This is a genomic window from Bacillus sp. GM2, assembly GCF_056155945.1.
In genome coordinates this window covers 781,201-807,262 of the sequence record NZ_JBRKSZ010000007.1, presented here as the reverse complement: position 1 = coordinate 807,262, position 26,062 = coordinate 781,201, and the positions used below count along the sequence as shown (strand labels likewise).

The window sequence follows — 26,062 nt, the reverse complement described above, 5'->3', positions numbered from 1 at the left end:
AATTCAGAATGCCTCTTTTTGTTTACGTTCTTGCAATGCAGTCCGCCTTCACATTATGTTGGGAAACGCCGCCGTCCCATACATCCTTTGCATAGCGCCCTTCTTCTAAAAGTGCGGACAGCCAGCTTTGCGACTCTTCCCGACTCGCACCCTGTACTATGCGATACGCCTCGCACAAAGCTTGTTCAACAGCTGGAGCCATGCGGCTTCCGTCTCCGCACACATACAGGCGGCCGCCTTCGTTCAACAAGTGAATCAGCAAGGCTGCATCCTCTCTGAGCAAATCTTGCACATATGTTTTCGGCCGGCCCTCAAGCCGGGAAAACGCTGTATGCAGATGGACGATTCCGTCCTTTTCCGCTTGCTCCAACTCGTCTCGATACAGAAAATCTTCGTTCGGACGGCGGCAGCCGAAGTACAAATGCGCTTCACCGAGCTTCACACCGGCATCGCGCTGGATGCGGCGCGCCTGAAGAAATCCGCGGTAAGGGGCGATTCCGGTGCCCGGCCCGACCATGATCACCGGTGTTTCAGGATCTTCGGGAAGCCGGAAGCCTGACTGAGGCTCTCTGATGAAACACGAAATCGCGTCTCCCGGCTCAAGGCCGGCGAGATAGTTCGATGCAACTCCCTTATAATGCCCGCGGCCGCTCAACGCCGGGCCACTTACGACAGAGACGGTGATGCTTGTTTGCCGCGGGTTAAGCTGCGGCGAACTGGAAATCGAATAGTACCTCGGTTTTAGCGGAGGAAGAAGCGCCAGAAAACGGGCGAACGGCAGTTCACAGGCCGGGTATTGCTCAAGCAGGTCAAGCATTGTCAGCCGCTTATTCAACACTTGATCCTTATAGACGTCATCTTTCAGCAGGTCTTCAAGCTCGCGCTGATGAGGCGGACAAACAGTATGAGCCGCCAGCTCGCGTATCTGGGCCCTTGTGGCCGGTTCCTGGAGCTCGACGCAATGTTGAAAAAGGTCTTTGACATGAACGGGCCTCTCCAAAGGCAAATGTGATGCTTGATTCCGGCCGCTAATCAGAATTTGTTCATTTCCGTTCAGCCCAAACCGCTGAAAAACGCGGCCAATCAGCACTTCGCTGTTTTGCGGTAGCACACCGAGATGGTCTCCCTCCTGATATGCGGCGCCTTCAGGAAGCGATATTTCAATATGCCTTGTGCTTCTCCCGCTCTTTTCACACTGCAGTTCTCGGTTTGCCGATATCTTCGCTGTGAACACCTGATAAGCTTTAGCCAGCGGCGAAGCCGCAGGTGCGTTTACGAACTCGACAGATAAGGCTTGCCTGTCTGTTTCTGTTTGATTCGGCTCGGGTTCGGCCAATGAAAATTCGGTTCTTAAAAGCGGCCACAGATCATATTTCCATGACTCAAACTGTCCTTCAAAATCATCGCCTGCATCCCCTTCTCCAAGCTTGTGCAGCCTTTGGGCGCCTTTTTTTTCCAATACGCTGTCAATCAGGCGCGGAATCCGCTGGTAGGTGCTGGCCCAGCTGCGGTTACCGCAGCCGAATACCGCATATTTGACACCACGCAAATCGTCTGTCTGATCATGCTCAAGCCAATTGACAAATTCCTTTGCGCAATCGGGCGGGTTTCCGTTATAGGAAGCCGTCACAATGATAACAGCCCCTTCTGCCGGGATGGCGCCTGCGTATTGATCAAGCTCCGCCGTCCGGCTGTGAAACCCTTGCTCACGCGCTTCTTCAGCAAGCTCCTTCGCAATCTCTTCGGCTGTGCCGAGATTTGAACCGTAGAGCACAAGAAGAGGGGTTCCGTGCGTATTTTCCGCCGCCGGTGCGGAAGGCCGTTCTTCCTGCCGTCCGTTCTCTTCAGGCTGAGCGCCCGGCATCGCCGTCATTGCTTCTTTTTTCCTCGGCCTCACCCGGATTGTGAAACCATCCGGTTTTAATGTCAGCGATTCTTTGATCTTCAATTGGTAGTTTGCATGATCTTCAAGATCAAAGTACTGAAGAATCATGCCGAGCACAAGCGTCGCTTCATGAAGGGCGAACTGCATGCCGATGCATGCCCTTTGGCCGTTGCCAAACGGTTTGTATGCGTGCGCCGGAATGCTGTCCATCTGCTCGAACCGTTCAGGCCGGAATGCCTCGGCATCTTCTCCCCAGACGCTTTGATCTCTGTGCAGTTTTGGGATGAGCACTGTAACGCTCTGTCCTTTTGGAATCAAATATTTTCCCCCGATAACCGTTTCTTCTTTTGCATAAAGAGAGAAAGCCGGTGCCGTCGGCCAAAGCCTTATCGATTCATTCAAAATCATTCGGATGTATTTCAGCTGCTGAACCTGTTTGTAGGATGGGACGGGATCGGTCAGCACGCGGTCTGCTTCTTCATACGCTTTCTTAAGCTTATCCGGATGCTTCAGGAGCAGATAGATTGCAAACGATAATAAACCGCTCGTCGTCTCGTGTCCGGCAATCAAAAATGTAATAATTTGATAGCGGATATTCTCATCATCCAGTTTTTCGCCGGTCTCAGGGTCTTTCGCATGAAGCATAAGCGACAAGAGGTCATTTCCGCTTTCACTCTCGGCCTGCTTCCGGTCAGCGATGATCCGGTCAACAAGAGAAAACATCGACTCGACATCGCTGTTAAACCGGCGCTTCGTTTGAATCATCAGCTTATCCTGCAGCGGGAAGCGCTTCGTCTGTCTCATCGCTTCGCTCAAACCCCGGACCATGCTCTCAATAAACGGATGCTGCCCTTCACGGTAGAAGCTGTTAAAGCGGTAGTTAAACCCGCATAAGCCGATCGTGTCCAGCGTCAGCCGCGTCATATCGTCCGGCACATCAATGCTTTCATCCTGATTGAGACGGGACCACTTTTGAATGAGCTGGACGGCGATATCCTGCATCATGGGATGGTATCCCTTCATCGCTTTCTGGCTGAAGCTCGGCAGAAGGATGTTGTGGGCTTTCCGCCAATTGGGTTCTTCCGTCCAGCTTGTAAAGAGCCCGTCTCCGCTGAACTCGCGAACTTTCAATAGCCCCTTCCCCATGTTTTTGTCAAAACGGGATTCTTCAGAGACTTCTTTAACCAGTTCATGGCTGGACACAAAAACCCCAATCGCATCCGCAAACTTAAATTGAAAGATAGGCCCCATCTCATCCGCGATTTTCCAAAGTGACTGGGAGACCCTGTTTTTGTCAAGCAAAGGCAGGTTGCCGAGCGGCCCGTAAGTTTTAGGGATTGGAATTCCATCTAACTTGTTCATGAAAATCATCCTTTCTGTTTTGGAAAAAAGCTTTTCATCCATGATGTTTAACAGCATCCCAGGAACATTCTTCAATCTCCTCCATCAGTTCGGTAGGGTCCTCGAATTCCCCTGCTCTTACCAACTTCTGAATATGAACGAACGCTCCGAATACAACAGCAGACAAAATGTGGGAAGGCAAAGGGCGAATCATGCCGGCCGCTTTCCCTTTTTCAAAAAATAAATAGATGAAATCCAGCAGTTCGTTCAAGACCTCGCGGCTTTTCTCAGTCAAGTAATGAGAGGTCTTGTCAATTTCCAAAAAATACAGCGCATGGATATTTTCCTGAGAAAACTCGAAAAGGCAGCGGAAAATGTGCTGAAATTGTTTTTTTATGCCTGCTGAATCTTCAGGATAGCCCTCCTCTATCTTTTCTTTAAATCTCTTCACACTGTCTTGGAACAAGACGTTTACAAGTGCTTCCTTGCTGTCAAAGTAGCGGTAGATGGTGCCTGCACCGACGTTTGCCTTATCGGCGATCATCGGAATGGTTGCGGCGTCAAAGCCTCTGTCCGCGAAAAGGACGAGCGAAGCCTCGATAATCTTCTGATATTTGCTTTCCGATTCCATTGATTTTGCCCTCCAAGTCAGCGGAATGAACGTTCATTCCGCTGTTTCCAATACATTCACTTTTTGACAGAACACCCGAAGATTCCTTTTTTAATATAAAAATTTTTAAGGGAAAATGAAAAAAGGGATAATAGGACCAATTGGCGATATGAGCTGAAAATCACAAATTGAAAATAGACAGTGCAGATTTAATAATATTCTTATATATTAATTTTGATGAAAAAAAGAGGAACTGATATGTCATCAGTTCCTCCGCCATCGGATTATTTTGCCTTTTTGACTTTTATTTTGCTCACTTTGCTCGTATTGCCGGCTTTATCTTTTGCAGTGACCGCTAAAACGGTGTTTGCCTTTTGTTTTTTTATTTTGACAAAAAACGCGCCTTTTTTATCGGCCTTGCCGGTTCCGATCGTTTTCTTTCCTGATTTGACGATGATGGCGGCGTTCGCTTCTGCTTTCCCCTTAACGGCCGTGCTCTTGTTTGTCACCGGATTCACCTTCGGCGCAGACGGCGGGGTTTTGTCAAGCACAGTGACATCTGTCGCTTTGCTGATATTTGCGGCTTTATCCTTTGCTGTTACGCTGATGACGGTTCCGGCTTTTTGCCTGCTGATTTTCAGCTTGTATTCACCTTTTCCGTTCGCTTTGCCGGAAGCGATCGTCTTTCCTTTAGCTTTTGCGCTGACTTGCGCGTTTGCTTCTGTTTTTCCCTGAATCACCGTACTTTTATCGGAAACCTGATAAACTTTCGGGGCGCCTGGCGGGATGACGTCAGCCACCGTCATTTTGACATCGCCGCTTTCTCTGTGGTCATCAGCAGATGCGGAGACATACAAAACGGCATATTCTTTTTGCTTGTTGATTTTCACTTTAAACGCTCCGGATGCATCCGCTTTGCCTTGCGCGATCACTTTTTTGGACGCGTTTTTCACTTTGATCGTGTAGCCGGCTGCCGTTCTACCCGTTACGGCAGTATCTTTGTTCGTGATGCGTTTGACGGACGGGTTTTTCGGCGCTTTCTCCACGACGGTTCTGAGCGAGGCTTCCGCCTGATAACCCGATGCCGCGACATGAAGAACTTGCCCCGCCTTCTGGGCCGGAATTTTCACTGAAAACGCGCCTGATTTTCCGGCCGTGCCCGTCCCCAATACTTGCTTCCCTCGCAAGATTTTGACCGTCACACCGCTTTTGGCTGTGCCTGTCACTGCCGTATGGCGGTTTAAAACGGGATGAACCTTCATGTTCAGCTCAAAAACGCTGGCTGCATGAAAAACATTCAGCCTTCCCCACCCGGAGACGAAGTCATATCCGGGAATTTGTGCAGCCGGTTCTATATCCAGGTCATAATCCGGGTTTGGATTATCCTGCTCTTCAAATGCCACATCTGCTGTCGTCTCGGTCAATAGGCTTGCGATTTGCTTTGGTTTCAAGGACGGATTCTGTGACAAAAGAAGTCCTGCTGCAGCTGCCACGTGCGGCGCCGCCATCGATGTTCCGCTCATATAAGTGACATTCCCGTCCGGAACGAGGCTTGGAATATCGGTTCCCGGCGCCACCATATCGAGACCTTTTCCATAATTGGAGTAGTCCGAGACAAGATCGAGATTATTGGTCGCCCCGACTGAAAGCGTATATTTCGAAGATGCAGGGTAGGAAATCTCCGATACTCCGTCATTTCCGGTGGCGGCAACGATCGTCACATTTTTAGAAGCCGCATATTTAAGCGCATATTCCATCACCCGGCTGTATGGCCCGCCAAGACTTAAATTGATGACTTTTGCACCGTGGTCGGCGGCATAGATGATGCCGTTTGCAATCTGTTCCGTATCTCCACTGCCTGAAGAATCCAGCACTTTGACAGGCAGAATTTTGGCATAAGCATTGATTCCCGCCATCGAAAAATGGTTGTCTTGCGCGGCTGCAATGATGCCTGACACGTGTGTGCCGTGGCCATTGTCATCCATCGCATCCGCCGTGCGGCCGACATAGTTATAGCCTTCGTCTTTTTTGACGCTGCCGCTTAAATCCGCAAGGGTATGATCAACGCCTGTGTCAACGACGGCGATTACTGTATCTTTCAGCTTTTTGCCTTTCATCAGCTTCTGAAGCTGTTCAAATTGTATGTCAGCATTCGCAGCACGGTTTTTGCCGTTATTTTTGAGCGACCATTGATATGGATATTGGGTGTCTCTTGACAGTGCTTCATATTGCTGAACCTGTTCGACGAATTCCACTTCAGGCATCTTGGCGATCTTGGAGGCTGCCGCCTGATATTGCTTTGCCGCCGCTTTGAATCCGGAAGAACGGCTTTCCTTCATTTCCACAACGTACATATCTTTAAATGCCGTTTTGCTTTTACCGAGGGGCTCTAATGCCTGGACGCCGGATGATTGGGCTTTAGATTTGAAAGATCCCGGTTTTTTGCCTTCTTTCAATTTTACGATGTAACGGTTTTCGGGCGCGCTTGATGAAGCTGTCGCCATCCCCGCTTTTTCAAGCACAGCCGATACTTTGCTGCCTGTTAATTGTTCGATGCCGATGTCTTTCGCGACTTGATCCAGCTGTTTTTTCAACGGCTCGGGAACGGACGCGCGAGCTGTTTCGTACAGGCGGCTGATCGCTTTTTGATCATCATTCGTAATCGAGTATGCGCTCACTTGTCCGTTTTTTGCGACATCGGCAAACAGCGGCTTCAGCTGCACCAGGTCTTTGTAGACACTGTCTCTCATCGATTTGTTAAAGAGCATTTTTGCGCTGATGAATGGAGCTGCTTTATAGTAAAGGGAAGACAGCTCTTTTCCTTTTTCAGTTTTTGAAAGAACTTCATCCCTGATCGTTCTTAACTGTTTTAATATGCCCTTGCCTGTTTCCCTTTCGGAGACGCTTAATTCTGCCGGACACTCTTCTTCTGCCTCTTGGATTGACGGAGGCAGGGTGACGCCTTCATAGCTTATGGTGTAAGAAATATCTGTAATTGAAGTGGTTTCGTTTTCCTCATCATGGTGATTTTCTACTTTTATGTAGTAAGGACCTTTCCAGGCAATCGGAAAATCGATTAGAGCGGGATTATTTTCATAGGAGTAGCCGTTGTATCGGTCAAACGTTTGATGACCAGTTGCATTTTCCAGGCTGGAGTAGACGGAAATGTTCAGCTCTGCATCTGATTTCAATTTGACGCGGAAGTGCGTATAGTTTGCGATTTCCTGATTTGAAGGATTGACTTTATACCAATGCACCTCGTCATCGCTTTGAAACGAAGCTTCAACAGGGGACGCGCTGGTCAATGTGGTTTCGTTATTCGGAACGCTGTCTTCGGCTGCCATTGTCTTCGGTAAAGGCAGCTGGCCAAAAATTAATGCGGCAAGGAGAAAGAAAACAATTGAACTTTTCACGATCCTTTTGTTCATAAATACCTCCGGAAAATATAGTAAAAACGTTCACTTTGATATTAAACCATGTTTGCTATGTTAATGGAATACTTTTCTTTAAAAATCAAAAATATGATATTTAAGATCCAGTTTCAACTCTATCAAACATAAAAAATCCCTTCCGTATTGAAAGGGATGATCATACAAAGTTCATGATTTTACCGCAGAAATGCAGCAGTAATTTTTGTTCATATGTACCGTGATGTCTCTGAAATGGCTTTCCTCAAGCAGTTGCTTGATTTGCTCTTCTGAGTATAAGGAAAAGCCTTTTGTTTTTTTCGATTTTTTCATTTGCCCTTCCAGATGCACAGCGAGAAACAGCGTGCCGTCAACCTGTAAAACACGGTAAATTTCTTTTAATGCCTGTTTGAAATCCGTCCAAAAATAAATGGTGTGGACTGAAAATACTTTATGAAAAGAACGATCCGGATAAGGAATTTGTTCGGCATGGCCAAGCTTTAATTCGGCTTTTCCTTCTTCTTTCACATGACGGATTCGCCGCATTCCCTGCTTGACCATGCTTTTTGATGCGTCTATGCCGCAGGCCTTGCCGCCCTCAAGCATCTCCGCAATCCGATAAAGTGCCGCTCCGCTTCCCGTTCCGATTTCAAGGATGCGCTCATGCGGACAGACATCCATTAAATTGATGGTCCATTCGTTTATATCATGATTTCCGTTTTCTATATATGACGCGACCCATTTCGACAAAATGCCTCTCGGGCTCCGCAATTGTTTTCCAAGCCATTGTTCAAACACGTTAAAACACCTGCTTTAATTCTAATTAGCCCGCAAATCGTTCAAACGGGCCTTTCCCCACTCATATCGGTCAATGCACCGAATATTAAAAGGATTTGCAAAAATAACTGCATTCTTTTGTTACATTCCATAACTAGACGGCTTCAGCTTTGAAAATGTTTCGCTTTATGAAAACTGTTTTTTTAATGATTTGGTCTATCCGCCCTTTCCACAACCTAAACCCATGCATAGTATATATGGAATTTTCACTAAAAGGTGGTGCTATTTATGGGCTTTGGTTACGGCGGCGGATGCTGCGGCGGCTGGGGTGGCTACCCTGGCGGATACGGCGGCGGATACGGCTATGGAGGCGGATTCGCGCTTGTTGTGGTTCTATTCATTCTTTTAATTATCATCGGCGCTTGTTACGTCTGCTAAATGAACTGGAGGGGGGATTTAAAGCCCCCCCTTTTTATTTTGCCATTCAGTTTGTCCAAATAAAAAAGAGCAGAAAACAAACCGTTTTCTGCTCTTTCTCAATAATACCAATAATGCGGCCAATACCCGAATTGGCGCGCCATCTCCATTCTTTGGCGCCGGTACGGATTACCGTATCCGTGCTTGAAAGAATGGGGCATCGATGTATACCCGTGGCCGATAAAAGGCATTCTGCCGTTTTTCTGCATGCTGTTCACCCGCATTCCTTGAATTGCTTGCTTCATATTATGCAGAAAAGCGGAGATGCGGAACTCGTTTCAGCCCCGGCTAAACCTGGTCCTTCTCCCGAGTGTAATGTGCCAACAGTTCCCTTCTATGCATCATCTTGATCTCCTCCTTTATTTTTTTTTCGCGCTTTAAGCTAGCGCTGGCTGTTCATGTAAAGATATTTCAGCTGCAGGTCTTTCATTTCATTGTACATTTGTTCAATTTCGTATTCTCGCTCGTACTCTTCCGGACTTTTAAATCTTCTCTGAATGGTTAGTGTTAAGAAGAATAGATTTATTGTCAAATCGCTCACCTCCTTTCAAGTTCGCTAAAAACAAAAACAGCCCGCAGATTATCTGACAAACCTGCGGGCGCAAACAAAAACCGCCAGATAAAAACGAATCGAGTCTTTATCTTGCGGGAGGAGCAGCGTATTATTATGCCTAACTTCCTAACGGACCGGCTGTGCTGAAAAAGCATCGGTTAAGGAAGTACACAATCTCTCCCACAGGTTTGATGAATCATGATATTGGCATTCACAAAGTCTAATGTATGTAGTCAGTGCTGGTTTCATGTTCATCAACCTCCTTTGCTTTTTGTTTACTTTGTAAGTATATCCATCAAATTCCTGTTTGTAAACCGTTTTTTTTAAAAATGGACGGATTGATCGAGCAAAAAAAAGCAGAGAACCCCTTCAGGAGTCTCTCTGCTTATGATTCTTCCATTTCGTCTAATTGTCTTTTATATTTGAGCGAGCGCTTCACACAATAGAAAGCTCCTCCTAAAAAGCCGCATGTCGCGAGCATCATTGTCATCTTTTGGCCGGTTTCCAAACCTTGTCCGGGAATGACCGATCCGATATATAAAAATGCGCTTACGCTGAGAAGCGTAAAAGCAAACTGCTTATAGTCTTCCATCAGCGATTTGACTTTTTTCTTCTGCATGTCATGATCACCTGCTTTTGTTTCATAATGGATATGATTTGAGAATAACATAGATTGACAGATGACCAGACATGTAAATTCAGCCATTTTAAGAAAGAGGGGCCAGCGCTTGCTGCAAGTCTTCCAACAGATCGTCAATATCTTCAACCCCGGCGGAAATGCGGATCAATCCGTCTGTAATGCCAAGCTCCAGCCTGCGTTCACGCGGGATCGAAGCGTGAGTCATCCGCGCCGGCACCGAAATCAGGCTTTCAACCGCGCCAAGGCTTTCGGCAATCGTAAACCATTTCAGACGGCCAAGGACAAGGTCCACGTTCTCTTCTTTTCCGATATCAAACGAGATCATGCCGCCGAAGCCCGTGCTTTGCCGCTTGGCAAGCTCATGTCCCGGATGAGACGGCAGCCCTGGATAATAAACCCTTTTGACGGCGGGATGATCGTCTAAAAAAGCCGCGATTTTCCTGGCATTTTGCTCATGGGCTTCCATTCTCAAGCCAAGGGTTTTCATCCCCCTCATTAAGAGCCAGGAATCCTGAGGCCCGAGAATCCCGCCTGTAGAGTTTTGAATGAAATGGATCTCTTCTGCGAGTTCCTTCGAGGCTGTCACAACCAGTCCGCCGACGACATCGCTGTGTCCGCCCAAGTACTTCGTCGCGCTGTGAAGGACGATATCGGCTCCCAACGAGATTGGGTTTTGAAAGTACGGCGTGTAGAAGGTGTTGTCGACAATCAGCAACAGGCCGTGCTTTTTCGCTGTTTCAGCGGCTTTCTTGATGTCAGTGATTTTCAATAAAGGATTTGTCGGCGTCTCAACATAAATCGCCTTTGTATTCGGCTTGATCGCTTTTTCGATGTCTTCAATGCTGCTCGTGTCACTGAAGGTCGCTTCAATGCCGATGCGATTCATCACCTTTGTCATCACGCGGTATGTGCCGCCGTATACATCATCTGTCAACACGATGTGATCGCCGCTTTTAAAAAGCATCATGACCGCTGTGATCGCTGCCATCCCAGAGCCGAACGCGTAGCCTGCTGCACCGCCTTCAACATCCGCGATCAAGGATTCGAGCGCCGTTCTTGTCGGATTTCCCGTCCGGGAATATTCGTATCCTGTATGCTGTCCGGCGCGCGGCTGTTTGTACGTGCTGACTTGGTAAATAGGAACCGATACCGCTCCTGTTTTTTCGTCTCCTGTAATGCCGCCGTGAATCATTTTCGTTTTTGGCTTCATATCATATTCCTCCTTCGTAAATTTTTTTGCTTAAATAGCGGTCGCTGCTGTCGGGGAAAATTGTCACAATGTTTGTGCCGGCTTTCGCTTTTTCGGCTTCCTTTAACGCGGCAAACAACGCGGCGCCTGATGAGCTTCCGATCAGAAGCCCTTCCTTTTCAGCGGCTTCTTTTACAAGCCGGAACGCATCTTCGTCAAGCACGGTGTAAATCTCATCGAAATGGCTTTCGTCCATATATTCCGGAATGAATTCCATTCCGATTCCTTCGGTTTTATGTCCGTGCGGTTCCCCTCCGTTTAAAATCGAGCCTTCAGGTTCAACAATAACCGTTTTAATGGACGGATTTTTTTCTTTTAGAAACTTGGCGGTTCCCGCAAATGTGCCGCCTGATCCAGCACCGGCGACGAAGACGTCAATCCGGCCGTCAAGATCATCCCATATTTCCGGGGCGATCGTTTTATAGTAAGCCAATGGATTTACTGGGTTTTTAAACTGCAAAATGCAATAAGAATCGGGAATCTCCTTCTCAAGTTCAAGTGCCTTTTCAATCGCACCCTTCATTCCGGCACTTCTGGGGGTATGAACAATTCGAGCGCCGAGCGCTTTCATGATCGACTGTTTTTCCATGCTGAAATGCTCGGGTACGCAAAAAACGGGTCTAATCCCGTGCTTTCTGGCGGTGAGGGCCAGCCCGATTCCCGTATTGCCTGCGGTCGCCTCAATGACCGTTCCACCGGGTTTCAGCTTTCCCGAATCGACGGCTTCAGCAATCATCACTTCTCCGAGCCGGTCTTTAATGCTGCCTCCCGGATTCATCATTTCAAGCTTTGCATATATGTTAACACCGCTCGGGATGTGAAAATTCAAAATCTGCAGAAGCGGCGTTTTGCCGATCAATTGGGTGATGTCCTTGATCACATTCATGTTCCTTCCTCCTTCAAGAGGTGCAAAACAGAGGGGGGCTCCCCCCCTGTTTTTAATTGATTCTTTTGATCATGCGGAGCACAAGGTCTGTCGAATGCTTGGCAGCCTGCTCCAAAAATTGGTCAAATGAAATTTCAGACTCTTTTCCGGCGATGTCTGAAAGCGCCCTGATGACAACGAACGGCGTATTAAATTGATAAGAAACCTGTGCGACAGCAGCCGCTTCCATTTCAACCGCGTATAGGTCTTCAAACTTGCCGCGGATGAATGCCACGCGGTCAGGATCGCTCATAAAGGAATCGCCTGTTGCAATCGTTCCTTTGACAACCTGAATGTGTCCCAGTTCAGACGCTTCGTCTTCCGCCGCTTGGATCAATGCACTGTCGGCCTTGTATGCGGCCGGCAGATTCGGAACCTGTCCATATTCATAATCAAATGCCGTGACATCGACATCATGATGGCGGACTTCGGTCGAGATGACGATGTCTCCGACATTAAGCGAATGATGGAAGCCGCCGGCTGATCCGGTGTTGATGACAACGTCCGGTTGAAAGCGGTCGAGCAGAATCGTCGTGCTCATGGCTGCATTGACTTTGCCGATGCCGGACTTTAAAAGTACGACTTCTTTTCCTTCATAAAATCCGCTGGTAAATTCACAGTTTGCGATGACTTCTTGGTTCGTCTGTTCGAGCTTGCTTCGCAAAATCGTGACTTCTTCTTCCATTGCTCCGATAACTGCGATTTTCATATCTTAAAACTTCCCTTCAAATTACAATTTTGCCGCTTCCATTACCCAGACAAAATCATTATGCTTTTGAAAGGCGATACTGAATTGTTCTGAGGTAAAGATCGTTTCCATCTCCGAAATCGTCGGATAATGTTCCGTTTCAAGGTCTTCCGCCAATTGCAGGAACCCTTTTTCCTTCGCTTTTTTAACAGCGGCAGAGAAGGCTTCCCGATCCTTGAAGACGGTATCAGCAAACACTATTTTACCATGCTTTCCGAGCATTTTTCCATATCGCTTCACAGCCTCCCGCTTCTCATCGTTTGTCAGGTGGTGAAACGCATAGGAACTGACAATCGTGTCGGGAGAAAACGGCGGTTCCGGAAAGTCGAGAAAGTCTCCGTCAACGATCACTGCATTCTCCGCTAGCTTTGCCTCGGCAATTTCTCTCATTGCTTTTGAAGGTTCTACACCTGTGACTCCCTTTCCGGCTGCAAGCAATTTTGCAGTCAGATTGCCAGTGCCGACGCCGAATTCAAGAACTTTATGCCCGGAGCGGCTGACGACATCATCCAGAATGCCGTCGTAGTTGCGAAACACTTCTTTGTACTGAAGATCGCGGCCAACTACTGTATCATCATAAGAATTTGCCCAGTTCTCAAATAAAGGAATGAACTCTCTTCCCATTTTATCGTCACTCTCCATCTATTTTTACAATTCCTATAAGTATAGTATGATTTATTCGGTTGATTAGTTCTTATCCTACCATAAGTCGTTCGTTTTGGGTACAAAAAAGGCTTGGTTATATTTCCCTTGTCACCCGGCAGCTTCTCTGCTTTAATAAAAAATGACATGAAACGAATGGAGGATTGGTTTATGAACTTCGGGCTCGATCTGATCAAAGATAAAATTGAGTTTTTTGAGGCGCTGAGCTTAGAGGAGCTTGAAAAAAAGATCAGTCAGCAGATTGAAAACAACCAGGCGATTTTGCTGAGGGTCCATTCGGTTTCCCATCAGACAGCGGTCATTGACGGACGGATCCACTACAGCGCAGTCGTTCATTTTAAAGCCGAATCATAAAAAAAAGCGCCCGGTTTTAACAACCGGGCGCTTTTAGATTGTTGACAAAATCCCAAAACGACTTTTTGTTTTGGGATTTTGTCATCCCTTCAGCGTGATTGAAAACCCTTGCAGTCTAGGAAGGCCGAGCATCGGAGCGGAGCGAATGTTGGAATTCGTGAGCACCGACGCGCAGGCCTGACAACGAATGCGAGGGTTTCTCGACACGCTGAAAGCGGCCGGTTTTAACAACCGGCCGCTTATTTCTTTATTTCAACTGTTCAACTTTTGTCGGCTTCCAGCCTTTTCCGTCAACCCAAGTAATGGCTACCTGGTATTTGACGCCGGTGTCCTTCGCCTGAATGGTTCCTTTCGCATCTTGCGGGCTGCCGTTGTTTCCGAGCCAGATCAACGTCATGTTATCCTGGGAAACCCCTGTCGCATATGAAATGGCTTCAAGCATTTCTTTCCAGTCTTGTGAAGAAGAATCATATGTTGCGGTATGCTGTCCGCTCTGTTGTGTGCCGACAGGCTTCCAGTCAGGATTGATGATCGTTTTTTCAACATTGGCGCTTGAACCGCCTTCTTTCACTTCGGCTCCTTCAAACGGATCATCTGATGTTGATTTGTCCTCGTCTGAAGCAGATTCTTTATCCTTGTCCGAGTCGGAATCGCTGTCTTCTTTATCGGCAGAATCGCTTTTTCCTTTGTCCTCATCTTTTACATCTTCGTCAGACGTTTGTTTCTTATTGTCGGAAGCAGGTGCTTCTGTCGTCTGTTCAGAATCGTTTTTCGAAGCATCTTGCTGCGCCTGCTCCTTCGGGCTGTTCATCATCAGACTGCTGGCGACGACAACGATTAACACCAATACGATGCCTATTAAAATGTTAAGCACAAGATTCGCTTTCCTGCGCTTATCACGATTTTCAAAACGAGATTCCCTTGTTTCGCTCAAGTTCATTGCACTCCTTTTTCCCTCTTGCCTCGCTTTCTATTTTATCATCACCTGAGGCATTCTTCTATGTCTGGTTCTTTTCAATTTCATATACTTTTTTAACAATATCATAAAATACGGCATTTGTCGCAGCCTTGCTATCCGGCGTATCCATATGGACGACGACGAGCGCATATTTCGGCTTGTCCGCCGGAAAATAACCTGCGAACCATTTATGATAGAGCGTTTTTTTATCAACTGTCGTCCTGCCTGTCTGCGCTGTGCCCGATTTTCCCGCTACTTCGTACGGAAGATCGCTGAAGCGCCGGCCTGTCCCCTTTTCAGAGGTGACGACTTTTCTGAGCAGTTTCTGCAGCTTTTGCGCTGTATACTGATCGATTTTCTCTCCGGGGAGCTTGTGATCTTTAAAAGCCGTCATCAATGTGCCGTTTTTATATTCGATCTGGTCTGCGATCTTGACTTGTTTTTTCTCTCCGCCTCTTGCGATGGTCGCCATCATGTTGGCGATTTCCAACGGGGTCAGCTTCACATTTTTTTGGCCGATGGCGGTCTGGGCTACAGCTTTTTTAACTTTTTTGTCCTTTTCATCCCCCCAGATTGATCCGGCAGTTTCATGATAAAACTGCCTGAACTCATCTTCATGATACAGCTTCCCTTCCCAGCCGACCCGTCCGGTCAGCCCAAGCTTTGCGGCGGTATCTTCGATCACGGAGCTGTTTTTTTCAACGAGCTGTCCGGCAAGATTAGTAAACGTGTAGTTGCAGCTTTCCGCAAAACTGTCTTCCAAGCTGAGCTTCCCTTTGTCTTCTCCGGTCTCACCGTACAGGTTCAAATTGCAGTTAAAGGTTTTTGACGGATGGTCCAAGCCGTTTTCTATCGCTGCCGCGGCAATCACGGTTTTAAAAACCGAGCCGGGATATACCGGTGTCAGCATATAGTTCTGCCTTGTTTTTTGCGATGCCATGTTGAGATCGGGCTTGCTCGCAATCGCCGCCACGCCGTTCGTCTCGATGTCAAGCAGAACCGCCCCGCCTTTATCAAGCTGATGGTCAGCCAGTACATCTTCCATTGCCCGCTGAACCTTTTTGTCGATCGTTGTTTTGACTTGCAGCGGGTAAAACGGATTTGCGTCTGCCGTATATTTGACGTCCATACCGAACAAAGGGTTTCCCAATCCGTCCACATGGTACAACAGTTTTGTGTCTTGTTCAGGGAGCAGGAATTCATCAAATGTCCGCTCCATGCCGAAGGTGCCGATTTTCGTGCTGATGGAGAGGTCGTCTTTATCTGGATATTTTCGACGGAGAAGGTCCGGGTCTTGATTGGTCATACCGAGCGTATGCGAAGCCAGCCTGTTCTTTTCTGTTTCTTCTATGTATACGCCGTAAACGCCGGGATATTTCAGTTTATTGATTTTTTCGAGAGCCGTCTTTGAAACGGACGCTCCTTCATGTGTTGTGAGAATCACAGGTTTTTTCGCATGCTCAAGCTTATTCTCGAGCTCATCTTTTGTCATGTTTAAAATGTCGGCTGCTTCTTCGGCCGGCCATGGCTGATGTTTTAAAAAAGGAAATAAGACGATGGCCGGTTTTTGTCTGACGGACAAATGTTCGCCGTTCCGATCTAAAAAAGATCCTCTCCCGTCTGAAATCCGAACTTCCTCCGTGCGCTGTTTGACGCTTTCCTGGATTAAGTTCACATTTCGTTTAGAAAAGGATTCGGTAAAAAACAGTTGAATTTCAGCGAGCCTGATCAGCAGAAATAACAGGGCAGCCGAAATGATAATCGACACCCACTTCATGCGCTTTTGCCATTTCATAATAAAAACACCTCATCCACATTGTGGACGAGGTCATCGTTTGCTAAACAAATTTTATGAAATTTTCACAATCTTTACAAGCATTTCGCCGCCCGGTGTTTGAACGGTTACTTCGTCCCCGACCTGTTTGCCGAGAAGGCTTTTCGCGATTGGGGAATCGTTCGAGATTTTTCCTTCAAACGGGTCGGCTTCCGCGCTGCCCACAATGGTATAAGATTCTTCTTCACCGTCGGGAAGCTCCGTAAATGTAACGGTTTTTCCGAGGCCGACGATATCAGAGTTTGCACCGTCGTCTTCGATGATCTTTGCGTTGCGGATCATATTGTCAAGGGTTGTGATGCGCCCTTCTACAAAAGCTTGTTCTTCTTTTGCTGAATCGTATTCGGAGTTTTCGGAGAGGTCTCCGAAGCTTCTTGCCACTTTAATACGTTCAACAACTTCTTTGCGTTTAACCGTTTTCAAATACTCAAGTTCTTCTTCCAGTTTTTTCTTTCCCGTTTCTGTCATAGGAAATACTTTCTCTTGTGCCATGTTCCTTCACTCCTTCTAGTTGGTTCCTCATCACTTGTATGTGAGGTATAGACTTGAATATACAAGAATGAGGACAACCCTTGTCCCCTTCTTCTCTCCCATATTTGTAAAGTATCATATAAACCGGATGGAAGGCTCCGGTAAATGGTGCTTATACAGTTAAAGAAGGGCTCAGGATGAGAACCCTTCAATTTCTATACATAATATGGTCAGAGTTGTGTTTGTCTATGCTATGTTATTATAAAATCGCGTTTTGTTCAAGAATAGTTTGTATTTTTGTTACCATCAGGTCGATGGCGACGCGGTTTTGTCCGCCCTCCGGAATAATGATATCGGCATAGCGTTTCGTCGGTTCGACAAACTGGTTATGCATCGGTCTGACGACTGAGATATACTGCTCGATGACAGAATCGATCGAACGTCCTCTTTCTTTTATATCTCTGACCATCCTTCTGATGATCCGCAGGTCGGCATCCGTATCGACATACAGCTTGATGTCCATTAAGTCGCGGAGCCTTTCATCCTCGAGAACAAGGATTCCTTCCAAAATAATAACATCTTTCGGATCGACGTGCACGACTTCCTCTGAACGCGTATGCAGCTTGTAATCGTAAATCGGCTTTTTGATCGGCCTGTAGGCAAGCAATTCGTTTAAATGCTCGATCAAATAGTCATTATCAAATGCAAGCGGATGGTCGTAGTTCGTGTTCAGCCGCTCTTCAAACGGCAGATGGCTCTGATCTTTATAATATAAATCCTGTTCGAGCATCAAGATCGAATGACCTTTAAACTGTTCATAAATGGATCTGGTGACGCTCGTTTTTCCAGAGCCGGAGCCTCCCGCTATGCCGATAACTACCGGTTTTTTCCCCATGCCATTACTGCCCCTTTCTCATCATGTTGCTAGGATATATCTTGTTGTCCACTTTAAATTTGACGATCTGCAGGGGATGGCGGGCTGCATCAAGCACATTGCCTTTTTCGTCCCAAATCGTGTCAATTTTGCATGTGAAATTTTCGATTTCCGGACCGAAAAATTCGACTTCATCTCCGGTTTTAAAGAAGTTCCGCTGCTGGAGCGTGACCATTTTTGTCTCTTCATCATAATCAAGGACAAGTCCGGCAAAGTCGTATGTTGTCTTTTTGCCGTGGACACCGAACATCTGCTCTTCATATCCGGGGGTTCCTTCAAAGAAAGCAGGCGCCGTGTCTCTATTGGCGCATTTGTCCAGTTCTTTCAGCCATTCTTCTTTGATGACGAAATTTTCGGGGTCAGCGCAATAAGAATCGATCACTTTTCTGTACACACTGACGACTGTCGCAATGTAGTGGATCGATTTCATCCGGCCTTCGATTTTCAGGCTGTCGATGCCCATTTCAATCATTTGCGGAATCGATTCAATCAGCTTCAGATCTTTCGGGCTCATCGCAAATGGAGCATCGCCTTCTTCATATAGCGGCAGTGCATTCGTCCCGTCCGTCTGATACAAATCATAGTCCCATCGGCATGACTGGCAGCAGCCTCCGCGGTTAGAGTCTCTGGCCGTCATATGGTTGCTGAGCACGCAGCGGCCGGAATAAGCGATGCACATCGCACCGTGTATGAATGTTTCGATTTCAATATCAACTTTTTCTTTCATTTCTCTGATCTCAAGTGCGCTCGTTTCACGCGCGAGCACGACCCGCTCAAGGCCTTCTTCCTTCCAGAACTGAACGGCTTTCCAGTTTGAAAGGGACTGCTGGGTGCTCAAATGCACTTCCAGCTTCGGCGCTACCTTGCGGCATGTTTCAATGATCAGGGGATCAGCGACGATAATGCCTGACACGCCTGCTCCCTCGAGGTCGCGCAAATAGTCTTCCAGTCCGTCGATATTTTCTTCATGCGCAAAAATGTTTGTCGTCACATAAATTCTTGCGCCGTATTTTTTCGCAAATTCGACACCTTCAGCCATTTCTTCAATTGAAAAGTTATCTGCGTTTGAGCGGAGTCCATATTCACGTCCGCCGATAAATACAGCGTCTGCGCCATAGTGGACAGCGATTTTCAGTTTTTCCAAATTTCCCGCCGGAGCAAGAAGTTCTGGCTTTTTCGTAATGACGCGTTTTCCATCAACGATTTTGGAAATTTTATCTTTTACTGCAGACATGGCTATCCCTCCTTTTAGTATACTGTTTCTTTGAAAAAGAATCCGGTATCGATGCTGCGGTTAGCAGGCTGCAGCTGTTCGATCCGCTCGATCCATTGTTCTTTCTTGTCTTCGTATGCTTCTCTGTCTGCGATGCAAAGGTCGATGGCTTCGCGGTACATGGCCGTTACCTCAGTCATGTATTCGACCGATTTTAAAATTCCTTCGATTTTAAATGAATCGATGCCGGCATCGATTAAATCCTCAAGCTCATCAATGATGCAGACATCATTCGGACTCATGATGTGCGTGCCGTTTTCGTCTTCGAAAATCGGATATTTGTTACCGCGTTCTTGATCATGAAGATACATGCCTTTTTCTTTTTTCTTGCCTTCGATATCCATGACTTTTCCCTGGTATTCAAAATAGTTGCCGATCAGGGAGCGCTTTGACTGGAACATGCATGTCATGCCGTGAACCTGAATTTCAATCTCGACTTCGGCTTTCTCTTTAATCTCAACGATGCTGTCCATGTTGAGCTCTCTTGCGAGCACCGCGCGCTTCGCGCCCTTTCGCCCCCAATAGTTGCAGGAATAATGGTTGGTTGCGGTCGTTTCCGTATTCCAGTGAAGTTTCATGTTCGGCGCTGATTCCCGTGCGGCCATCAGTACGGCGGGATCGCCGAAGACAACCGCATCCGCGCCTGCCTCGTCCAAGAATGAAAGATAGTCATTCAGTTCTGGCACCCGGTCATTGTGAAAAATCGCGTTCACCGCAACATATACTTTTGCGCCTTTTTGATGAGCCTGAATGATGGCTTCCTTTACTTCCTCTCTGGAAAACTCCCCGGCTAAACGCAGACCGAACCTTTGTTCACCGATGATAAACGCATCGGCGCCTGCCTCTGCCAAAGGCTTAATATCCGAAACAGCCGTCGGCGTCACAAGCAGTTCAGGTTTTTTCATATCCGTTCACCTCTTTTTTGGCTGACGGCCAATCCGTCGCCCACAGGCATGATCGCCGTGTGGTAGTCAGGATGCTCCATCAGCCAATGATTGTACTGATCTATTTTCGATACAAGCTTTTTGATGCGCTTGTTTTCGATCTGATTGTAATCTGATGCGACAAGGCCTTTGAAAAGGACATTGTCAGTAAAAATGATGCCGTCATCGGCGAGCATTTTTTCATATATACTGAAAAACTTCTGATACTGGCCTTTTGCGGCATCGATAAACAGCGCATCATAGGGAGCCATCGATTGAACGGGGTCAGACTCGCTGAGCGCATCGCCGAAGAACACGTGAATTCTGTTTTCAAGCTGGAATGACCGGATGTTTTTCAGCGCTTCCCGATACCTGTCTTCATCGCGCTCGATCGTAAAGATTTCAGCTTCGGGAAGGGCAAGTGCCATCCGAATCGCCGAATAACCGATGGCGGTACCGATTTCAAGAATTTTTTTCGGATTTTTAAGTGAAAGAAGCTGCAGGAGCACTTCGATTCCTGTCGGTTCCATAATGGGCACGCCATGCTCTTCAGCATAGGCCTCCAGTTTCATAATTTCAGCCGGCCTCTGCTTTAGCAGCTTTTCAAGATAGCCGGTCAATTCTTCGTGTCCAATCTTCACGGGCAGATGGCCTCCCTTTCATAAAAAAGAGCCTTAGGTCAGATGTGCAGCACTCTCCTAAAGCAGTCGACTGTCTTTTCTCAATAAACAACCCGATATATTTTATCATAAAACCTTTGTATTTGCGAATAAAAGGAGAGTATTTTTTACTCTCCTTTTTCCTCGTCCTGCGTGTTCGTAATGTATTTTGCTTTTGCTTTATTGTGTTCTTCAAGCGTTTTTGTAAAGACGACTTCCCCATTTTTCTTTGCAAGGAAATAAACATAGTCTGTTTGCTCCGGATTTAATGCCGCTTCCCAGGAGCTCTCTCCCGCGTTAGCAATCGGCCCAGGCGGTAGACCGGTATGTTTGTACGTATTATACGGGGAATCCGCTTCAAGGTCTTTGTACATGACACGGTTTTTATGTTCCCCCAGCGCGTATAAAACGGTCGGATCCGTTTGCAATGGCATGTTTTTGCTGATGCGGTTGTAGAAGACGCTTGAGATTTTGTGCCGGTCCGCTTTTTCGGTAGCCTCTTCTTCAATTAAAGAAGCCATCGTCAAGGCTTTGTGGACGGACATCTTTTTGTCTTTCATCTGCTTTTCATACTTTTCAGCCAGCTGATCTGTTTGTTTGATCATCGCTTCGATGATTGCATCCAGCTTCGTCTCAGGGTCGTAAAACGGATATGTCGCAGGATACAGGTATCCTTCAAGCGGATGCTTGATATTCTTGTTTAGCACGTCGTCGGTGATCAATTTCGGATACTTCTGTTTTAATCGGCTGATGAATTCGCGGTCATCCAGCTTTTTCATAATGTCCGCTTCCGAGTAGTTGGTTTGTCCGGCGATGATAGCTGCGATTTCCTGGAGCTGCCTTCCTTCAGGAACGGTGATTTTAAATGCCGGTACATGCGAAGCGCTTGTCAGTTTTTTGACCATGCCGGCCGCATCCATCGACTGGCTGAGCTGAAAATTCCCAGCTTGAAAGCCGGAGGCATTTTTAAATTTCACATAAGCGATAAATACTTTTTCGTTTTTAATTAGGTCCTCTTTTTTCAGTTTGGCGGCGATCGACGTAACGGTCGATCCTTCCGGAATATAGACGCTGACCGTTTTTGCATTATTTTTATCGACCGGTTCGAGCGCCGATTTGACGTAGAGCGAAACAGCCCCTGCGGTTAAAATCAGCAGAACCGCGGCCACAGTCAGCCAAAACTTTATTTTATGTTTAAGGAGTCTTTTTATAAACGGTTTCTTTGTCTGATCTTCAAACATTGGTGTCCTCCTCTCCTCCCATGGTATATACTACATGATTCGTTATCATTCGGCAATTTATTACAAAATGTTTTAATAAAAAAAGCCGCCTGTCGGCAGCAGGGCGCAAATGATTGCAGATGTCCATTTAAAAAATGACAAAATCCTAAAACGGTTTAAGTTTTAGGATTTTGTCAAGCGGTTCAGCCGCTGCTTTATTCTTCTTCGTCTTCATCCGCTAAAAACGTGTTCAGCGTCTCTTCGATCATATCCCACTCTTCTTCTGTTTCAATCGGCATCAGTTCGCCGTCTTCTCCGGCTTCATTCGGTACGAAGCTTGAAGCATGGATCTCGATCTCTTCCTCATCCTGTGCTTCAACCGGATAATAAAGCACGTATGACTTGTTAAACTGATCGCTGTCAAATGTGAAGAGCACTTCACACAGCTGTTCGTTTCCTTTATCGTCTACAATCGTAATGTTTTTTTCTCCGTGTTCCATCTTGATCACCTCATGAGTTTAGGCTGTCGAGATATCCTTGAAGGATCATCACGGCCGCCATTTTATCAATTACTTTTTTTCTTTTCTGCCTGCTTACATCTGCTGAAATCAGCATTCTTTCGGCCGCCATTGTCGAGAGGCGCTCGTCCCAAAGCACGACGGGAACTTGAAACGTTTCTTCAAGCACTTCCGCGAACTTCTGGCTCGCCTCCCCCCTCGGGCCGACGGTTCCATTCATGTTTTTGGGAAAACCGAGTACAATCTTGTCAATTACATAGTCTTTCGTCAATTCGGCGAGGCGGTTCAAGCCGTAGTCACCGCCCGCCTCGTCGATTTTAATCGTTTCTATCCCTTGAGCCGTCCAGCCCATTTCATCGCTCAGCGCTACGCCGAGCGTTTTCGAACCTAAATCCAGACCTAATATTCGCATGCTTGTTTACGCCTCTTTATGCTGTTCTAAGTACGATTTAACCAATTCTTCGATTATCTCGTCTCTTTCTATTTTCCGAATCAGGTTACGTGCATCTCGATGCCTTGGAATGTAAGCGGGATCTCCTGATAGCAGATATCCGACAATTTGGTTGATCGGGTTGTAGCCTTTTTCCTGAAGCGCATCATGGACGGTTATCAGCACTTCATTTACATTGGTTTCCATCGAATCGTCGGAAAAGTTAAATTTCATCGTCTTATCAAATGAGCTCACCGTTTTGCACCTCTTTCCCAAATTCGCAGGCAAAGTTTCAGCCTGATTACCTTCTAATCACCATTCTACACCACAACGGCTATTTATAAAACGGATTTTACCCATTCTTCCGCAGATGCTAATGCTTCAGCAAGCCGCTCAGGCTGTTTTCCTCCCGCCTGCGCCATGTCCGGACGGCCGCCTCCGCCTCCGCCGCATGCTTCTGCGACTTGCTTGACAAGCTTGCCTGCGTGGAAACCCCGCTCTATTAAATCTTTTGTAACTCCGGCGGAAATATTCACTTTTTCGTTTTGAACCGCCCCGAGAACGATGACGGCTGAGCCCAATTTCGCCTTCAGATCGTCAACCATTGTGCGCAGGTGATTCATATCTTTGGCATTCACTTTTTCTGCGAGCAGTTTGATTCCGTCAATTTCTTTTACTTTTTCTAAAATCTCTCCGGCTTCTTTATTGCCCAGTTTCGCCAATAAAGATTCGTTTTCTCTCTGGGCTTCTTTCAAATCAGACTGGAGCGCTTCGATCCGTTTCGGCACTTCCTTCACGTTGGTTTTCAGGACTTCTGCCGCCTGCTCGAGAAGCTCCAGTTTGGCGTTCATCTCTTCATAAGCGCCCTGCCCTGTTACAGCTTCGATCCTGCGGGTGCCGGCCCCGATGCCTGATTCGGACACGATCTTAAAGAGGCCGATTTCAGCTGTGTTTCTCACGTGGCAGCCTCCGCACAGCTCGATGCTGTAGTCGCCGACCTGAACGACGCGGACGATGTCTCCGTATTTTTCTCCAAACAGCGCCATGGCTCCCATCGCTTTCGCTTCATCAATCGGTTTTAAGTCGATTTGCACAGGAATCGATGCCCAAATTTTCTCGTTCACTTTTGTTTCAATTTGTTCGAGTTCTTCCTTAGTCACCTGTCCAAAGTGAGAGAAGTCAAAGCGCAGACGGCTGTCAGTGACTAGCGAGCCGGCCTGGTTGACATGGGTGCCGAGCACATCTTTCAGCGCCTGATGAAGCAGGTGTGTCGCGGTATGGTTTTTGACGATGTCTTTTCTGAGCCGCTCCGTGACTTCTGCGGTCACGCTCATGCCTCTTTTAATTGCGCCGCTTTCCACGATCCCTTCATGGAGGTGCTGGCCGTTCGGCGCTTTTTTAACGTCTGTGACGCGAATAGCGGCATCCCCGCTTTTAACCCAGCCTTTATCACCGATTTGTCCGCCGCTTTCAGCATAGAACGGGGTTTTTTCCAGGATAAACTGAACCTTCTTGCCTTCTTGAACAAGGTCGGCAAGTTCCCCGTCTTGAAGAAGCTCGGCGATTTTCGTTTCCGTCTTGATATCGGAATAGCCGATGAACTCGCTTTCTGTCATGATATCGCGGAGAGCGCCGCCTTGAACCTGCATGCTGCCGACGTCCTGGCGCGCCTGCCGGGCCCGTTCGCGCTGCTTGTCCATCTCGCGCTCAAATCCGTCATGATCGACTTCCATGCCTTCATCTTCGGCGTATTCTTCGGTCAGCTCAACAGGGAATCCATACGTATCATACAGTTTAAAGACATCTTCCCCGGAAATGATGCGGTTTCCTTTTGCTTTTTCCTTTTGAATCACTTCTGAGAGAATCGCCAAGCCCTCGTGCAATGTTTCATGGAAGCGTTCTTCCTCTGTTTTGATGACTTTCGCGATAAAGTCCGCTTTTTCTTTGACTTCGCCGTAGAATGCGGCCATGATGTCGGCAACTACCGGAACGAGCTCATACATAAACGGACGGTTGATATTGATGGACTTCGCATATCGGACAGCGCGGCGAAGCAGCCTTCTGATGACATAGCCGCGCCCCTCGTTTGACGGAAGCGCTCCGTCGCCGACCGCAAACGCAGCCGTCCGGATATGGTCGGCCACAACCTTAAATGCCGTATCTTTTTCAGCAGATGTGCCGTACTTTTCTCCTGAAATGGCTTCTGTCGCCTTGATGATCGGCATAAACAAATCCGTATCATAGTTCGTCTTGGCATCTTGAATAACAGATACCATCCGTTCAAGACCCATCCCCGTATCGATGTTTTTCTTCGGAAGCGGTGTGTATGTTCCGTCAGGATTGTGGTTGAACTCGGAGAACACAAGGTTCCATACTTCAAGGTAACGCTCGTTCTCCCCGCCCGGGTAAAGTTCTGGATCAGACGGGTCATTTCCATAATCTTCACCGCGGTCATAGAAAATTTCGGTATTCGGTCCGCTCGGGCCTTCACCGATATCCCAGAAGTTTCCTTCCAGTCTGATGATCCGTTCCTCAGGAACGCCGATCTTTTTTGACCATAATTCATACGCTTCGTCATCTTCCGGATGGACCGTGACTGACAGGCGTTCGGGATCGAAGCCGATCCATTTTTGATCGGTTAAAAATTCCCATGCCCACTCGATCGCTTCTTCTTTGAAATAATCGCCGATCGAAAAGTTTCCGAGCATTTCAAAGAACGTATGGTGTCGGGCTGTTTTCCCGACATTTTCAATATCGTTCGTCCTGATTGATTTTTGAGCGTTGCAGATGCGCGGATTCTCCGGCACAACCCGTCCGTCAAAATATTTTTTCAGCGTCGCGACTCCGCTGTTGATCCAAAGCAGGGAGGGATCTTCATGCGGAATAAGAGAGGCGCTCGGTTCAACGGCATGCCCTTTTTCTTTAAAAAAATCTAAAAACATTTGGCGCACTTGTGCGGATGTTAATGTCTTCATTATTTTTTCCTCCTTTAATGATGCACATGCAAATTAAAAAGCCCCCGCCCTATGCAAACAACGTTTACACAGGGACGAGAGCTCCTCTCGCGGTACCACCCTGATTATGGGCGTAACAAAACGCCCATCACCTTGATATCCGAATAACGCCGGATGAAGACGGCAGGTTTTCGCCTGCACTCAGGATTAGCTTCTACTGATCTTCTGTTAAAGCTCTTTCACCGCAATGGAGCTTCTC

The 26,062-nt window shown here is 47.2% G+C and carries 25 protein-coding genes; 2 read left to right on the top strand and 23 right to left on the bottom strand.

The genetic code is table 11. The features are described 5' to 3' along the window. Positions 1-22: 22 nt before the first annotated feature. The 4 genes from ACVC9U_RS05065 to ACVC9U_RS05050 all read right to left on the bottom strand — a co-directional run bounded on the left by ACVC9U_RS05065 (position 23) and on the right by ACVC9U_RS05050 (position 8,041). Positions 23-3,247, bottom strand: a complete 3,225-nt coding sequence (locus ACVC9U_RS05065) for a bifunctional cytochrome P450/NADPH--P450 reductase (protein ID WP_003183869.1) — start codon at positions 3,245-3,247, stop codon at positions 23-25. Positions 3,248-3,281: 34 nt separating this feature from the next. Further along, on the bottom strand, positions 3,282-3,857 hold the full coding sequence (locus ACVC9U_RS05060) for a TetR/AcrR family transcriptional regulator (RefSeq protein ID WP_003183871.1): 576 nt from the start codon (positions 3,855-3,857) through the stop codon (positions 3,282-3,284). A 263-nt stretch (positions 3,858-4,120) separates the two neighbouring features. After that, entirely contained in the window at positions 4,121-7,264 is a 3,144-nt protein-coding gene (locus ACVC9U_RS05055) for a S8 family peptidase (protein ID WP_441390184.1), read from the bottom strand. Positions 7,265-7,435: 171 nt separating this feature from the next. Beyond that, positions 7,436-8,041 (bottom strand): class I SAM-dependent methyltransferase, encoded by a 606-nt coding sequence (locus ACVC9U_RS05050; RefSeq protein WP_441390182.1) that lies wholly within the window; start codon positions 8,039-8,041, stop codon positions 7,436-7,438. 267 nt (positions 8,042-8,308) lie between these two features. On the opposite strand from ACVC9U_RS05050, the gene ACVC9U_RS05045 reads away from it, so the two are divergent. Beyond that, a complete protein-coding gene (locus ACVC9U_RS05045; protein ID WP_003183876.1) occupies positions 8,309-8,458 on the top strand; it encodes a YjcZ family sporulation protein in 150 nt (49 codons plus the stop codon). A gap of 98 nt (positions 8,459-8,556) precedes the next feature. On the opposite strand, the gene ACVC9U_RS05040 is transcribed toward ACVC9U_RS05045, so the two are convergent. From ACVC9U_RS05040 to ACVC9U_RS05010, 7 genes are all read right to left on the bottom strand, one after another. Beyond that, a complete protein-coding gene (locus ACVC9U_RS05040) occupies positions 8,557-8,706 on the bottom strand; it encodes a hypothetical protein (protein ID WP_164468297.1) in 150 nt (49 codons plus the stop codon). A gap of 173 nt (positions 8,707-8,879) precedes the next feature. Continuing rightward, positions 8,880-9,029, bottom strand: coding sequence for a YrzI family small protein (locus ACVC9U_RS05035; protein ID WP_020452381.1), 150 nt, complete (start codon positions 9,027-9,029; stop codon positions 8,880-8,882). A 406-nt stretch (positions 9,030-9,435) separates the two neighbouring features. Further along, positions 9,436-9,669: a YrhC family protein gene (locus ACVC9U_RS05030; protein ID WP_011198155.1), complete on the bottom strand. Its 234-nt coding sequence runs from the start codon at positions 9,667-9,669 to the stop codon at positions 9,436-9,438. Between the two features lie 88 nt (positions 9,670-9,757). Then, the gene (locus ACVC9U_RS05025) at positions 9,758-10,900 is read right to left on the bottom strand and encodes a bifunctional cystathionine gamma-lyase/homocysteine desulfhydrase (RefSeq protein WP_441390179.1); all 1,143 of its coding nucleotides are present in this window, start codon (positions 10,898-10,900) and stop codon (positions 9,758-9,760) included. Between the two features lies 1 nt (position 10,901). Continuing rightward, complete coding sequence (locus ACVC9U_RS05020; RefSeq protein WP_441390177.1) at positions 10,902-11,825, bottom strand: PLP-dependent cysteine synthase family protein; 924 nt, start codon at positions 11,823-11,825, stop codon at positions 10,902-10,904. Positions 11,826-11,877: 52 nt separating this feature from the next. After that, the gene (mtnN, locus tag ACVC9U_RS05015) at positions 11,878-12,573 is read right to left on the bottom strand and encodes a 5'-methylthioadenosine/S-adenosylhomocysteine nucleosidase (RefSeq protein ID WP_123032357.1); all 696 of its coding nucleotides are present in this window, start codon (positions 12,571-12,573) and stop codon (positions 11,878-11,880) included. Positions 12,574-12,594: 21 nt separating this feature from the next. Next, complete coding sequence (locus ACVC9U_RS05010) at positions 12,595-13,236, bottom strand: class I SAM-dependent DNA methyltransferase (RefSeq protein WP_145653533.1); 642 nt, start codon at positions 13,234-13,236, stop codon at positions 12,595-12,597. A gap of 189 nt (positions 13,237-13,425) precedes the next feature. Between ACVC9U_RS05010 and ACVC9U_RS05005 the strand changes: the two genes are divergently transcribed. Next, positions 13,426-13,629: a YrzA family protein gene (locus ACVC9U_RS05005; RefSeq protein WP_043928220.1), complete on the top strand. Its 204-nt coding sequence runs from the start codon at positions 13,426-13,428 to the stop codon at positions 13,627-13,629. A gap of 247 nt (positions 13,630-13,876) precedes the next feature. On the opposite strand, the gene ACVC9U_RS05000 is transcribed toward ACVC9U_RS05005, so the two are convergent. The 12 genes from ACVC9U_RS05000 to alaS all read right to left on the bottom strand — a co-directional run bounded on the left by ACVC9U_RS05000 (position 13,877) and on the right by alaS (position 25,824). Further along, positions 13,877-14,569 (bottom strand): YrrS family protein, encoded by a 693-nt coding sequence (locus ACVC9U_RS05000; protein ID WP_123032355.1) that lies wholly within the window; start codon positions 14,567-14,569, stop codon positions 13,877-13,879. A gap of 58 nt (positions 14,570-14,627) precedes the next feature. Next, on the bottom strand, positions 14,628-16,382 hold the full coding sequence (locus tag ACVC9U_RS04995; protein WP_441390174.1) for a peptidoglycan D,D-transpeptidase FtsI family protein: 1,755 nt from the start codon (positions 16,380-16,382) through the stop codon (positions 14,628-14,630). Between the two features lie 54 nt (positions 16,383-16,436). Further along, complete coding sequence (gene greA, locus ACVC9U_RS04990; RefSeq protein ID WP_020452389.1) at positions 16,437-16,913, bottom strand: transcription elongation factor GreA; 477 nt, start codon at positions 16,911-16,913, stop codon at positions 16,437-16,439. Between the two features lie 238 nt (positions 16,914-17,151). Continuing rightward, entirely contained in the window at positions 17,152-17,787 is a 636-nt protein-coding gene (gene udk / locus ACVC9U_RS04985) for a uridine kinase (protein ID WP_075752107.1), read from the bottom strand. 4 nt (positions 17,788-17,791) lie between these two features. Beyond that, entirely contained in the window at positions 17,792-19,060 is a 1,269-nt protein-coding gene (locus ACVC9U_RS04980; RefSeq protein ID WP_441390171.1) for a peptidase U32 family protein, read from the bottom strand. A gap of 14 nt (positions 19,061-19,074) precedes the next feature. Continuing rightward, positions 19,075-20,004, bottom strand: coding sequence for a peptidase U32 family protein (locus ACVC9U_RS04975; RefSeq protein WP_075752103.1), 930 nt, complete (start codon positions 20,002-20,004; stop codon positions 19,075-19,077). Continuing rightward, positions 20,001-20,663, bottom strand: coding sequence for an O-methyltransferase (locus ACVC9U_RS04970; RefSeq protein ID WP_441390169.1), 663 nt, complete (start codon positions 20,661-20,663; stop codon positions 20,001-20,003). The genes ACVC9U_RS04975 and ACVC9U_RS04970 overlap by 4 nt, the downstream gene beginning before the upstream one ends. A 146-nt stretch (positions 20,664-20,809) precedes the next feature. Next, entirely contained in the window at positions 20,810-21,922 is a 1,113-nt protein-coding gene (mltG, locus tag ACVC9U_RS04965) for an endolytic transglycosylase MltG (RefSeq protein WP_075752099.1), read from the bottom strand. A 194-nt stretch (positions 21,923-22,116) separates the two neighbouring features. Continuing rightward, complete coding sequence (locus tag ACVC9U_RS04960) at positions 22,117-22,401, bottom strand: DUF1292 domain-containing protein (protein ID WP_016885528.1); 285 nt, start codon at positions 22,399-22,401, stop codon at positions 22,117-22,119. Between the two features lie 10 nt (positions 22,402-22,411). After that, positions 22,412-22,831 carry a Holliday junction resolvase RuvX gene (gene ruvX, locus ACVC9U_RS04955; RefSeq protein WP_003183918.1) on the bottom strand — a complete coding sequence of 140 codons (420 nt, stop codon included), beginning with the start codon at positions 22,829-22,831 and terminating at the stop codon, positions 22,412-22,414. Positions 22,832-22,837: 6 nt separating this feature from the next. Next, positions 22,838-23,104, bottom strand: a complete 267-nt coding sequence (locus ACVC9U_RS04950; protein WP_003183920.1) for an IreB family regulatory phosphoprotein — start codon at positions 23,102-23,104, stop codon at positions 22,838-22,840. Positions 23,105-23,187: 83 nt separating this feature from the next. Further along, the gene (gene alaS / locus ACVC9U_RS04945) at positions 23,188-25,824 is read right to left on the bottom strand and encodes an alanine--tRNA ligase (RefSeq protein ID WP_075752057.1); all 2,637 of its coding nucleotides are present in this window, start codon (positions 25,822-25,824) and stop codon (positions 23,188-23,190) included. Positions 25,825-26,062: the final 238 nt, after the last annotated feature.